The following is an 11,936-nucleotide window of genomic DNA, read 5'->3' as shown; positions in this document are numbered from 1 at the left end:
TAAAAACAGTAAACGGCTGCTATGATAACTGTTTTAGGGCTCGCTACGAAAAACGCACATGAACGACTCCGTCTTCACCCATACCCAGGATCAGCTCAAGCAGCTTGCACAGGACGTGCTGGCGATTGCAAAGGAAACCGGCGCCAGCGATGCATCGGTCGAGATCAGCGAGGGTAGCGGGCTGGCGGTCACGGTGCGCAAAGGCCAGGTCGAGACCATCGAGCAGAACAAGGACAAGGGCATCGGCGTGACCGTCTACTGCGGCCAGCGCCGCGGCCATGCCAATACCTCCGATTTTTCCAGCGCCTCGCTGCGCGCCACCGTGGAAGCGGCCTACAACATCGCCCGCTTCACCGCCGAAGACCCGGCCGCCGGCCTGCCGGACGCCGATCTGCTGGAAATGAACCCGCGCGACCTGCGCCTGTGCTATCCCTGGGAGATCAGCGCCGAGGAAGCCGTGCAGATCGCCCAGCGCTGCGAAGCGGCCGCCTTCGGCGTCGACAGGCGCATCACCAACAGCGAAGGCGCCAGCGTCTACGTGCAGCAGTCGCACTTCGTGGCCGCCAACAGCCTCGGTTTCTGCGCCGGCTATCCGTTCTCGCGCCACACGCTGTCGGTGGCGCCGATCGCCGGCAAGGGCAACAAGATGCAGCGCGACGACTGGTACACCTCGGCGCGCGACCCGAAAAAGCTGGCCGACGCCGAAAAGGTCGGCCGCTACGCCGCCGAGCGCGCGCTGGCCCGCCTGAACGCGCGCAAGCTCGACACCCGCACCTGCCCGGTGCTGTTCGAAGCGCCGCTGGCCGCCGGCCTGCTCGGCTCTTTTGTGCAGGCCACCTCGGGCGGCGCCCTGTACCGCAAGTCGACTTTCCTGCTGGATTCGCTGGGCAAGTCGATCTTCCCGTCGCACATCCAGATCGTCGAAGACCCGCACGTGGTCGGCGCGGTCGGTTCCTCGCCCTTCGACGAAGAAGGCGTGCGCACCCAGACCCGCAAGGTCGTCAGCGACGGCGTGCTGCAGGGCTACTTCCTGTCCTCGTACACGGCGCGCAAGCTGGGCATGCAAACCACCGGCAATGCCGGCGGTTCGCACAACCTGGAAATGACCTCGAAGGAAACGAAGATTGCCGACAACTTCGAAGGCATGCTGCGCAAGATGGGCACCGGCCTGCTGGTCACGGAGCTGATGGGGCAGGGCACCAACTACGTCACCGGCGACTATTCGCGCGGCGCCTCCGGCTACTGGGTCGAGAATGGCGTGATCCAGTACCCGGTCGAGGAAATCACCATCGCCGGCAACATGAAGGACATGTTCCAGTCCATCGTCGGCATCGGCAATGACGTGCTGACGCGCGGCAACAAGTCGACCGGCTCGATCCTGATCGAGAAGATGGTGGTGGCCGGTAGTTAAGGCTGGCGCAGGCAAAAGAAAAAAGGCAGCGTACGCGCTGCCTTTTTTATTGGCGGCGCTGGTTCAGAAGCGGTGGTTGATACCGACCTGCAGGCTACGCATGTCGCTGTCGAAGCCGCCCTCGTCCCGCGACAGGCTGACCAGCTGGTTGTGCCTGGTCTTGGCATAACCGCCGACCGTGTACAGGGCGGTGCGCTTGCTGAGCGCATAGCTGACACGGGCCACGTACATGATCGGGTCGGCCTGGGTGACGACTGGCACGTTGCGCACGTCCTGGTAATACACGGCACCGGTCACCGACACCGGTGACGCGAACTGGTAATTGACACCCAGCCAGTACAGGCGGGCGCGCACGTCCGGCGTCAGCGGCTTGGCCGCCTGCAGCCGGTAATCGCGCGCACCGCTCTGCAGCTTCAGCTTGCCGCTGCTGTACATCGCGCCCAGGTGCCAGGCCGTGGTCTCGTCGCGCACGCCGGTTGCCAGCTTGTTGCCGTTGATGCGCTCGTAGGTGCCCACCACCGACACCGGTCCCATCGCATAGTTCAGCGCCACCGCGCCCTTGGCGCTGTCACCGATGGTGGCCGACTGCTCGCCGGCGCCATAGCTCAGGCCCAGCGACAGGGGACCGAACTTGCCCGAGTATTTGATCAGGTTGTCGAAGCCGGTGGTCATGCCGTATTTGCTGATGCCACTGGCATTGCCGGTCGGGACCCAGGAATAGAAGGGCGCATAGCCCATCGGGTCGTAGGGCAGCATGAAGTCATACACCGAGGTGAAGGAACGGCCCAGGATCACGCGCCCGTAGCTGCCCTCGAGGCCGACGTTGGCCTGGCGCTTGAACAGCGGGTTGTCGGTGCTGCCGGTATCGATGCCCAGGCCCATTTCGAGCTGGTAGACCGCTTTCAGGCCGCCGCCCAGGTCTTCCGCGCCCTTGAAGCCCAGTCGCGAGACGTTCATGCCGCTCGAGCTGACGCGCCAGGTCGTGCCTTTGTCTTTCGTGAGGTTGGTGGTCGGGCCGACCAGCACGTCGATGATGCCGTAGACATCGACATTCGACTGCTGTGCAAAGGCGCTGCTGCAAGCGAGCATGCCGGCGATCAAGGCGGTGTTCCGAATGGCTGCGGTCCCAATCAGTTTCATCATCCCATCCTTTGTAAATGATATCGATAGAAAATGCCCAGAAGCATTTTTATGAATATCATTTTGTGCTCTACGGAAATTTGCGCTGACGCATTGCATAGCGGAAGGAAGTCCACGCGCGGCAGGGAACTGTGGCGCGCGCGCTACCAGCATGGGCATTCGGGACTGTTAATTCACGATCCTGAATGGCGCGAGCATGGGAAACCATGCCCGCTCGAGGATCTTGGTGAATCCTTCGCGGGTTGGATAACCCTCGTTTTCCCAGTCGTCGGTGTAATGCGGCGCATCGCGCGCCAGCACGCCGCGGCTGTCGACGTGGAATACGCGCTCCAGCGGCGAGTGGAATTCGGCCAGCACCTCGTCGTTGACGAAGTCGATCATGCGCTTGACGACCTCCATGCGGAAGGCCGGGTCGGGGTCGACGTTGGCGTCGTCCATCACCGCCGTGATCCAGCCGCCATGGCTGTCGACGAAGCCGCGGCCGTCGGGGACCGGATAATCGTAGCCGTTCAGGAAGATCGGCTGCAGCCAGGGCGTCTTGCGATAGGCCCAGCGGATGGTGCGGATGATGCCGTTCAGGCCTTCGCTGATGTGGTACAGCATGAGGTCGAGCCGCGCCGCGGAAAAGCAGGCGGCGGGATCGGAGGCGGAGGCGCAGTCGTTGCGCAGCGCCAGCCGGTGTTCGAGGGCGTCGTTGGCGAAGCCGCCGAGATAGAACTCGCTGAAGTGAAAATCCGGCACCAGGTGCATGTGGATCACGTCGGCATAGGCGCCGTCGCCGATGTACTGGTTCAGCCGGGCGCCGTTGAAGCCGAGCAGGCGGATCGCCGCATGTTCGGGCGCGACCCGCGGATGCTCGACCAGCGCCTGCAGCAGCGTCTGATCGGCATGCCAGAACCAGGAATCGCCCAGCGCGAGTCCGGCGGGAGACGGTGCTCCCGGTTCCGGACTTTCACCTGGCCGATACACGATGCCCATTGCACGCTCCGCTCCTGTTTGCCGCTCATGCTTTGACCGGACACGTGGGCTCTGGTTCCAGATTAACAATTTAGAATTAATTTTTCTGTATTAAAATATGTCCAAATAACAATAATTATTGCCAAGTTTTGGATAACATCGAGGATGTCTTGACTGCTTCTACCGATCTCACCTTTAGCGGGCAGCGCCAAGCCGTCCTGATCGATCCGAACAGGACGTTTGCTTTCCACCCTGGAGGGGCGCCCCATGTGCACACTTATCTAGCTGGTTCCTTTGCCGATGCCGATTCGCCAGCCGCCCTGGCCATCGAGGCGATACCGCAGCTTTTCGGCCAGTTCGCTTTGCTGCGTCACGATACGGCAGCCCGCACGCTGACGATCGTTACCGACCGGTTCGGGCTTTATCCACTTTATTTGGCATGTGAGCGGGACGTAATTTATCTGTCCGGCGATTTTCATGCACTGGCTCGTCGTTGTCAGGGTTCTGCCAGTCCCGACCAAGGGGCGATGAGCGACATTCTTGCTCTGAACGTGCCTCTCGATCGACGCACGACATCATCCTGTATTTCGACCGTCGCTGGCGGCATTGCGATGACCGTGGATCTCGACACACTGCAGATCAGTAGCCGCACCCTGTGGGACCCGGTGCGGCTACTGGCAAATGCTGACCTGGCCTTCGATAATGTGAAGGACGAACTGGTCGACCTTTTTCTCGAAGGTGTGGAAATGGCGACCAGGGGAATCGACAGTGTCAGTGTCACGCTATCGGGCGGCGCTGATTCCCGATGCTTGTTGGCGGCATGTCAATTTCTGGGGAAAAGCGTCCGAACTTACAGTACAGGCGTGCCAGGCAGTCGTGCTTTGTCCTACGCGAAAGGTATGGCCAAGGCCTGCGAGGTGCCGCACGCCGAGTATCCACTTAATGAAGAGTTCGCCGCGAATTTGCCTTTTCTGATGGCACAGGCCTCAGAAGCGATGCATGGGATGAGTTTTTCGTCCGAAGTCGAAGCAATGTGGTTACGGCAGCATGTAAAGCCTGACGGAATCATGCTGCATGGCGCGTTTGGAGAGCTTTACAAGATCGGGGAAATGCACCAGTACCCGTGCGACAGTTCCCTGTCGCGAATAGAAGGTAAAAGCCTGGCCGAACAGTTGTGGAAACGTTTTGAACCGACGTACGCAGAGCGAAAACAATGCTTTGTTGAGCCGTACCAGCAGCTACTGGGGGAGCAGGCGCGTATTCACTTGACCGATAAAGTCGCACGCCATCAGCGTGAGCTGGATACAGCCGGTACCCTGCAGATGCTTTATATAGAAGAATTCCTAGGCAAGGTATCCAAGTCGAGCGCGCAGATGTGGCGACAGCACATCGGGGTCGCTTTTCCGTTCGGATATCCCCCACTTGTTGATTTGATTCTGCGGGTACGGCCGGAAGAAAAGCGCGACAATCGTTTCGTCATCCATTTATTGAAACGTACCAGTAAAATTCTTGGCAGCTACCCGGATGCAAACACCGGCGTGCGGATTGGCGCCTCACGAATTCACCGTGAGTTAATGCATGTGTTCGACTATGCAAGCAAGCGCCTGGTGCGACATCGGCGCCGATTCGATCATCAAGACTTCGCGAGCTGGCTGTCTCAGGCACCCGCTGGTCCGGCACGAATGTTTGATGGCTTTCACGAGGAAACAGGCGCCTTCAATATGCCGCATGTACAGGGCCTAATACGTCGTTGCGATGCCGGCGATGGCACTGCAGGGCGAACGCTGAGCTTTCTCTGGGCATGGTATTTGTGGAACAACGGCAATGTTTACTCGCGCAGCAGCCAGGTGACAAACGAGCACCCTTGGCAGGATTCTGAAGCGTTCGCTTTTGCCTGAAGCTCTGGTCAAGCAAAGCCAGGGCGCGATGACCCTGGCATGAGCCCACACGAACGAATTACACCTTTTTGATCGCGCGGACCGCCTGCAGCACCGGCTGCAGCACCGCGGCGCCGAGGCGTGCGCTGCGCGCGCCGTCCCAGCCGACCAGCGGATCCGGATCGTTGGCGTTGTCCTTGAACGGCAGTTCCAGCGTCAGCGACAGGCAGCCGAAGGCGTGGGTGATGTGCGGCGAACCCATGGTCAGCGTTTCTTCGCTGTAGGGCGTCTCGCCGTAGCCGTGCACGTCCTGGAAGTCCGGGCTGGCGATCATGAAGGCATCCGAGAATGCCTTCTGGGCCGCGGCTTGTTCGGCGGTGAAGTTCGGCAGGGATTCGCTGCCGGCCACGAACACGTAGGGCAGGCCTTCGTCGCCGTGCACGTCGAGGCACATGTCGACGCCGACTTCATGCATCTTCTGCTTGACCAGGAAGACTTCCGGGCTGCGCTCCATGGTCGGGTTCAGCCACTCGCGGTTCAGGTTGGCGCCGGCGGCATTGGTGCGCAGGTTGCCGCGCACCGAACCGTCCGGGTTCATGTTCGGCACCACGTAGAACACCGTTTCTTTCAGCAGTTGCCGTCCGAACGGATGGGCCGGATCGAGCAGGGCGTCGAGCATGCCCTCGACGAACCACTCGGCCATCGTCTCGCCCGGGTGCTGGCGTGCGATGACCCAGACCTTTTTCTTTTCCGGCGACGGTTCACCGATGATCAGCATGTTCAGGTCGCGGCCGTCGACGGTCGAACCCAGGTCGACCATGCGCACGTGCTCGGACAGCTGGGCGCGGTCCAGCAGCTCCAGGTGGCGCTCCCACGAGTAAGGCTCGAAGTAGGCGTAGTAGACGCTGTCCATGGCCGGAGTGTGCTCGATGGTCAGGACCTGGCCGTCGAAGCTGGTCGGCACGCGGAACCAGTTGACGCGGTCGTAGCTCGCCATCGCGTTGTAGTCTTCCCAGCCCTGCGGATAGGCCGACTGGCCGGCGTTGAGCAGGCGGATCGTGCAGGGTTGCGCTTGCGCGCCCTGCAGGCGGAAGTAGAACCACTGGGTGATGTCGGCGTGCGAATCCTTGCGGATGTTCAGGTCGATGGCGTTGGCGCTTGTGGCGTTGACGATATCGATGGCGCCAGCGTCGAACTGGCTGCTGATCTTGATAGACATGGCGGGTAGGACCTCGGTCCTGTTATTTGAGTGGTAAGGCGTGCATGATACCCATGACTCGTTTGGACGCGCAAATCTGGTCATCTGCTGCCGCTCAAATGCGGCACATCTGGCCTTTGCTAAGGTGCTCGTTTGGGAGGAAAACCAGCAATGAAAAACGAAATCCGCGTGGCACGTGCCGAGATCACCAGCATCGATGCGCAAGGCTTCTGGCTGCGCTGCCACCGTGAAGAGCTCTACCTGCCGTTCGCCCTGTTCCCCTGGTTCGAGCACGCCACCGTCGCGCAGCTGTGCCGGGTGCAATGTTTTGGGGATACCTGCCTGTACTGGCCGGGGCTCGACCTGGAGCTGGGTCTCGAGAGCATCCGGCTGTCGATGGCCACGCCTCAGCGCAATCCGCCGAACCTCTCGTAAAAACCGCCGTCCGCATCGGGCGCATCCGCATCCTCGCGCCGCAGCACGACCATCAGGTGCGCCTCGGCCGCTTCCCAGGTCAGGCGGTAGATCGCCTGCGCCAGCGCATACGCTTCCGAGCCCGGCCAGGGTTGCGGCAGCAGCGCGAGCGGCAGCATCGGATCGTGCAGCTGGACCCGGCGGTAGGCGTGGATCAGCAGGCTGCGCACCACGAAGGCATCCTGGTTCGCCAGCTGGGGCTCGGCGCGCAGCAGGTCCAGCAGCGGCGTGAATTCGGCGATGAAGCGGCGGTAGTTGGCCACCACGCCGGACAGATCCCAGGCCTCCTGCACCAGCTCGCCCAGCGGACGCGAGCCGGCGCCCGGCAGTTCGGCGGCGCTGCAGACGAAGATCCTGCCGCTGCCCTTCACGCGCTCCAGGATCTCGGCCAGGGTCGCGGCATCGGCGGCCGGGTGCGTCAGCAGACCGGGCGCCAGCATCGCATAGCCCTCCCACTCGAGCTCCTTGCGCACGGCCGCGCGCAGGGCAGCGTCGATGCTGCCGTTGGGCGCCATCACGACGGTCCAGCGGCCATCCCAGTCGAGGCCGGGCGGCGCGTAGATGCGGCGATTGGCGCGCTCGAAACGCGGCCGCGCTTCGGGCAGCAGCGCATAGCTGCTGCGGCGGCCTTCGCGGTTGGCGACCAGCCAGCCTTCCTGCGCCAGACGGAACACGCTGGTGCGCACCAGGCGGTCGGTGACGCCCATCGGCGCCACCAGTTCGATCAGGCTGCCCAGCCACAGGCGTGCGCCGTGCGGGGCGATGGCGTCGCCGAAGATCGTCATGACCAGCGACTTCGAGCGCGGCGGGTCGGTGGCAAGGAAACGGGTAATCCAGTCGTTGCTGCTGAGCATTTTCATATGATTACTTTACCGCAATCAGGATGCATACGACAGAAACTTGCATCTCGATATGATTCAAAATTCTGGTGTACATCTGATTTTTTGTATCGTATTATGGATTCAGTGAGAACACAAACGGAGACGCCTCACCATGTACGCCCAACTGGTAGAAACCGGCCTCAAGAAGGTCCAGACCCGCGACGACATGAGCGCGGAAGAGCAGGCCTTCCAGGCCCGCATCGATGCCGGGGTCAAGATCGAGCCGAAGGACTGGATGCCCGAGGCTTACCGCAAGACCCTGATCCGCCAGATTTCCCAGCACGCCCACTCCGAGATCGTCGGCCAGCTGCCGGAAGGTAACTGGGTCACGCGTGCGCCCACGCTCAAGCGCAAATCGATCCTGCTGGCCAAGATCCAGGACGAGGCCGGCCACGGCCTGTACCTGTACAGTGCCGCCGAGACCCTCGGCGTGTCGCGCGACGAGCTGCTCGAAGCCCTGCATTCCGGCAAAGCCAAGTACTCGAGCATCTTCAACTACCCGACCCTGAGCTGGGCCGACATCGGCGCCATCGGCTGGCTGGTCGACGGCTCGGCGATCATCAACCAGATCCCGCTCTGCCGCTGCTCCTACGGCCCGTATGCGCGCGCCATGATCCGCGTCTGCAAGGAAGAGTCCTTCCACGCGCGCCAGGGCTACGACATCATGATGAAGCTGGCCCAGGGCTCGCCCGAGCAAAAGGCGATGGCCCAGGATGCGCTGAACCGCTGGTGGTGGCCCTCGCTGATGATGTTCGGCCCGTCCGATGCCGAGTCGGTCAACAGCGCGCAGTCGAGCCAGTGGCGGATCAAGCTGTTCTCGAACGACGAGCTGCGCCAGCGCATGGTCGACCAGACCGTGCCGCAGGCCGAATTCCTCGGCCTCACCATCCCCGACCCGGACCTGAAGTGGAACGAGGAACGCGGCAGCTACGACTTCGGCGAGATCGACTGGAGCGAATTCCAGAACGTCCTGAAGGGCAACGGTCCCTGCAACAAGGAGCGCCTGCGCACCCGCGTCAAGGCATGGGAAGACGGCGAATGGTTCCGCGATGCGCTGGTGGCGTATGCGGACAAGCAGGCGGACAAAAAGGCCGCCGCCTAATCATTACCGTCGTTCCCGCGCAGGCGGGAACCCAAGTTTGTCGAGCAGTCGAGATGCGAGCAAAACTTGGGCCCCCGCCTGCGCGGGGGCGACGACTGACACGGAGACAAAAAATGAGCAAAGAATGGCCGCTGTGGGAAGTCTTCATCCGCAGCCAGCATGGCCTGGCCCACAAACACGTCGGCAGCCTGCACGCACCGGACGCCGAGATGGCGATCAACAACGCACGCGACGTCTACACGCGCCGTAACGAAGGCGTCTCGATCTGGGTCGTGAAGGCGGCCGACATCGTCGCCTCCAGCCCGAGCGACAAGGACGCGCTGTTCGAACCCTCGAACAGCAAGGTCTACCGCCACCCGACCTTCTTCCCGATGCCGGAAGAAGTCAAGAACCTGTGAGGTTGGCCGTGGACGCGAAGCTGGCAAAAATCGAATACCTGCTGCGCCAGGGCGACAACGCCCTGATCCTGTCCCAGCAGCTCTCCCAGCTGTGCGGCAAGGGCCCGGCGCTGGAAGAGGACATGGCGCTCACCAACGTCGCGCTCGACCTGCTGGGCCAGACCCGCATGTGGCTGACCTATGCCGGCGAACTCGAAGGCAAGGGCCGCGACGAAGACCGCCTGGCCTACCTGCGCGACAACCGCGAGTTCCGCAGCCTGCTGCTGGTCGAGCAGCCGAACGGCGACTATGCGCAAGTCATGGTGCGCCAGTTCTTCTTCGATACCTGGCACTACTTCCTGATGCAGGGCCTGCTGGCCTCGACCGACAAGCGCATCGCCGAGATCGCGGAAAAGTCGATCAAGGAAGTCACTTACCACCTGCGCCGCAGCGGCGACCTGGTGGTGCGCCTGGGCGACGGCACCGACATCAGCCACGCCAGGATGCAGGCCGCCGTCGACGAGCTGTGGACCTATACCGGCGAAGCCTTCCTCTACGACGAGCTCGATCAGGCGATGGTGGAGCAGGGCGTGGCCCCGGCCGCCGACACCCTGCGCGCCGCCTTCCTGCAGCACGTATCGGAAGTCTTCGCCGAAGCCACCTTGACGATGCCGTCGCCCGACGCCTACATGCAGCGCGGCGGCAAGCAGGGCCGCCACAGCGAGCGCCTCGGCTACATCCTGGCCGAGATGCAGTTCCTGCAGCGCGCCTATCCCGGCGTCGAGTGGTAACAGGCATGGGGGCGGCGATGCTTACCGATACCGCGCAAGTCTGGGCCTGGCTCGGCGAAGTGCCCGATCCGGAGATCCCGGTGATCTCGGTGGTGGACCTCGGCATCGTGCGCGACGTCGCGCTCGACGGCGACGAGGTCGTGGTGACCATCACCCCGACCTATTCCGGCTGCCCGGCCATGCAGGTGATCGCCGAAGACGTCGAGAACGCGCTGCGCGCGCGCGGTGTCGAACGCGTGCGGATCGCGTCGCGCCTGTCGCCGGCCTGGACCACCGACTGGATGAGCGAAGCCGGCAAGGCCGCCCTGAAAAGCTACGGCATCGCGCCCCCTAGCCAGCAGGTAATCGACATCAGCGGTTTGAAGCACGGTGTGAAACGCCATGCGATCCAGCAGCCCGACGTCGCCTGCCCGCACTGCGGATCCAGCCACACGCGCCTGACCAGCCAGTTCGGCTCGACGCCATGCAAGGCCCTGTACCAGTGCCTCGACTGCCGCGAGCCTTTCGACTACTTCAAGTGTCATTAAGTGTCATACACACGATGAGCAAATTCCATCCCCTGACCGTCGCCAAGGTCAAGCATGAGACGCGCGACGCGATCGCCGTCACCTTCGACGTGCCGCCGCACCTGCAGGACGCCTTCCGGTACCAGCAGGGCCAGCACCTGACGCTGCGCGCGATGATCGACGGCGAAGACGTGCGCCGCTCCTATTCGATCTGCTCGGCGGTGCAGGACAATCGCCTGCGCGTGGCCATCAAGCGCGTGAACGGCGGCCTGTTCTCGACCTGGGCCAACGAAGCCATCCGCCCCGGCGTCACCATCGACGTGATGCCGCCCGAAGGCCGCTTCAATCTGCCGCTGGAGCCGGAAAGCCGCCGCCACTACCTGGCCTTCGCGGCCGGCAGCGGCATCACACCGATCCTGTCGATCATCAAGACCACCTTGATGGCCGAACCGCACAGCCGTTTTACGCTCCTGTACGGGAACCGCGCTTCGTCCTCGGTGATCTTCCGCGACGAGCTGACCGACCTGAAAGACCAGTACCTCGAGCGCCTGAACCTGGTCTACATCATGAGCCGCGAGCCGCAGGACGTCGAGCTGTTCCACGGCCGCATCACCGAAGACAAATGCCGCCAGCTGTTCCAGCACTGGCTGCGCGTGGAAGACGTCGACTACGCCTTCATCTGCGGGCCGGAAGACATGATGCATGGCGTCTCCAATGCATTGCAGGAAGCGGGGATGCCGAAGGAGCGCATCCGCATCGAGCTGTTCGCCGCCGGCGCCGCCCAGACCCCGCGCAAGCCGCGCCCCGTGTCGGCCGAGCCGCTGCACCAGACCGAAGTCACGGTGGTGATGGACGGTGTGCACGCCAGCTTCACGATGGACAAGGACAAGGAGTCCCTGCTGGATGCCGGTCTGCGCGCGGGCATCGACATGCGCTATTCCTGCAAGGGCGGCGTGTGCTCGACCTGCCGCTGCAAGGTGCTGGAAGGGCAGGTGGAAATGGACGTCAACTATGCGCTGGAAGACTACGAAGTGGCACGCGGCTTCGTGCTGAGCTGCCAGAGCTTCCCGGTGACGGACAAGATCGTCGTCGATTTCGACGTGCAGGAATAAATACCACCAGCTCGTCGTTCCCGGCATTGCCGGAAACGACTCCCCGCGAAGGCGGGGATCCAAGTTCGTGGCGGTTCGAAAAACCTGGATTCCCGCCTGCGCGGGAATGA

General features: G+C 62.6%; 12 protein-coding genes. 8 read left to right on the top strand and 4 right to left on the bottom strand.

Annotated elements, in window-relative coordinates; all coding sequences use genetic code 11:
* Positions 1 to 58: 58 nt before the first annotated feature.
* A complete protein-coding gene (pmbA, locus tag NX782_RS05395) occupies positions 59 to 1,411 on the top strand; it encodes a metalloprotease PmbA (protein ID WP_258844386.1) in 1,353 nt (450 codons plus the stop codon).
* Positions 1,412 to 1,474: 63 nt separating this feature from the next.
* On the opposite strand, the gene NX782_RS05390 is transcribed toward pmbA, so the two are convergent.
* Positions 1,475 to 2,551 (bottom strand): porin, encoded by a 1,077-nt coding sequence (locus NX782_RS05390; protein WP_258844385.1) that lies wholly within the window; start codon positions 2,549 to 2,551, stop codon positions 1,475 to 1,477.
* Between the two features lie 168 nt (positions 2,552 to 2,719).
* Entirely contained in the window at positions 2,720 to 3,529 is an 810-nt protein-coding gene (locus tag NX782_RS05385; RefSeq protein WP_258844384.1) for a hypothetical protein, read from the bottom strand.
* A 149-nt stretch (positions 3,530 to 3,678) separates the two neighbouring features.
* On the opposite strand from NX782_RS05385, the gene NX782_RS05380 reads away from it, so the two are divergent.
* Complete coding sequence (locus NX782_RS05380; protein WP_258844383.1) at positions 3,679 to 5,406, top strand: asparagine synthase-related protein; 1,728 nt, start codon at positions 3,679 to 3,681, stop codon at positions 5,404 to 5,406.
* Between the two features lie 58 nt (positions 5,407 to 5,464).
* Here NX782_RS05380 and NX782_RS05375 read toward each other — a convergent pair whose 3' ends face one another.
* Positions 5,465 to 6,604, bottom strand: a complete 1,140-nt coding sequence (locus NX782_RS05375) for a M14 family metallopeptidase (RefSeq protein WP_258844382.1) — start codon at positions 6,602 to 6,604, stop codon at positions 5,465 to 5,467.
* Positions 6,605 to 6,754: 150 nt separating this feature from the next.
* Between NX782_RS05375 and NX782_RS05370 the strand changes: the two genes are divergently transcribed.
* Positions 6,755 to 7,018 carry a DUF2442 domain-containing protein gene (locus NX782_RS05370; protein WP_258844381.1) on the top strand — a complete coding sequence of 88 codons (264 nt, stop codon included), beginning with the start codon at positions 6,755 to 6,757 and terminating at the stop codon, positions 7,016 to 7,018.
* Here the strand turns inward: NX782_RS05370 and paaX are convergent.
* Positions 6,991 to 7,917, bottom strand: a complete 927-nt coding sequence (gene paaX, locus NX782_RS05365) for a phenylacetic acid degradation operon negative regulatory protein PaaX (RefSeq protein ID WP_258844380.1) — start codon at positions 7,915 to 7,917, stop codon at positions 6,991 to 6,993. The genes NX782_RS05370 and paaX overlap by 28 nt on opposite strands.
* Before the next feature lie 133 nt (positions 7,918 to 8,050).
* Between paaX and paaA the strand changes: the two genes are divergently transcribed.
* The 5 genes from paaA to paaE all read left to right on the top strand — a co-directional run bounded on the left by paaA (position 8,051) and on the right by paaE (position 11,826).
* Positions 8,051 to 9,040, top strand: a complete 990-nt coding sequence (gene paaA, locus NX782_RS05360; protein WP_258844379.1) for a 1,2-phenylacetyl-CoA epoxidase subunit PaaA — start codon at positions 8,051 to 8,053, stop codon at positions 9,038 to 9,040.
* A gap of 113 nt (positions 9,041 to 9,153) precedes the next feature.
* Positions 9,154 to 9,438, top strand: a complete 285-nt coding sequence (gene paaB, locus NX782_RS05355; RefSeq protein ID WP_047821541.1) for a 1,2-phenylacetyl-CoA epoxidase subunit PaaB — start codon at positions 9,154 to 9,156, stop codon at positions 9,436 to 9,438.
* An 8-nt stretch (positions 9,439 to 9,446) separates the two neighbouring features.
* Positions 9,447 to 10,208, top strand: a complete 762-nt coding sequence (gene paaC / locus NX782_RS05350; RefSeq protein ID WP_258844378.1) for a 1,2-phenylacetyl-CoA epoxidase subunit PaaC — start codon at positions 9,447 to 9,449, stop codon at positions 10,206 to 10,208.
* Positions 10,209 to 10,225: 17 nt separating this feature from the next.
* Entirely contained in the window at positions 10,226 to 10,735 is a 510-nt protein-coding gene (gene paaD / locus NX782_RS05345; protein ID WP_258844377.1) for a 1,2-phenylacetyl-CoA epoxidase subunit PaaD, read from the top strand.
* 14 nt (positions 10,736 to 10,749) lie between these two features.
* The gene (paaE, locus tag NX782_RS05340; RefSeq protein ID WP_258844376.1) at positions 10,750 to 11,826 is read left to right on the top strand and encodes a 1,2-phenylacetyl-CoA epoxidase subunit PaaE; all 1,077 of its coding nucleotides are present in this window, start codon (positions 10,750 to 10,752) and stop codon (positions 11,824 to 11,826) included.
* The last annotated feature ends 110 nt before the right edge of the window (positions 11,827 to 11,936 follow it).

It is taken from the genome of Massilia norwichensis (assembly GCF_024753245.1).
Classification (GTDB): Bacteria; Pseudomonadota; Gammaproteobacteria; order Burkholderiales; family Burkholderiaceae_D; genus Telluria; species Telluria norwichensis.
The sequence above is the reverse complement of the archived record's forward strand: the minus strand, read 5'-3'. Positions and strand labels throughout refer to the sequence as shown.

Coding starts and splice junctions, on each gene's coding strand:
- paaX (WP_258844380.1), bottom strand. CDS start 7,917: ATGAAAATGCTCAGCAGCAACGACTGGATTACCCGTTTCCTTGCCACC.
- paaE (WP_258844376.1), top strand. CDS start 10,750: ATGAGCAAATTCCATCCCCTGACCGTCGCCAAGGTCAAGCATGAGACG.
- NX782_RS05370 (WP_258844381.1), top strand. CDS start 6,755: ATGAAAAACGAAATCCGCGTGGCACGTGCCGAGATCACCAGCATCGAT.
- paaD (WP_258844377.1), top strand. CDS start 10,226: ATGCTTACCGATACCGCGCAAGTCTGGGCCTGGCTCGGCGAAGTGCCC.
- NX782_RS05375 (WP_258844382.1), bottom strand. CDS start 6,604: ATGTCTATCAAGATCAGCAGCCAGTTCGACGCTGGCGCCATCGATATC.
- NX782_RS05390 (WP_258844385.1), bottom strand. CDS start 2,551: ATGAAACTGATTGGGACCGCAGCCATTCGGAACACCGCCTTGATCGCC.
- NX782_RS05385 (WP_258844384.1), bottom strand. CDS start 3,529: ATGGGCATCGTGTATCGGCCAGGTGAAAGTCCGGAACCGGGAGCACCG.
- paaA (WP_258844379.1), top strand. CDS start 8,051: ATGTACGCCCAACTGGTAGAAACCGGCCTCAAGAAGGTCCAGACCCGC.
- paaB (WP_047821541.1), top strand. CDS start 9,154: ATGAGCAAAGAATGGCCGCTGTGGGAAGTCTTCATCCGCAGCCAGCAT.
- pmbA (WP_258844386.1), top strand. CDS start 59: ATGAACGACTCCGTCTTCACCCATACCCAGGATCAGCTCAAGCAGCTT.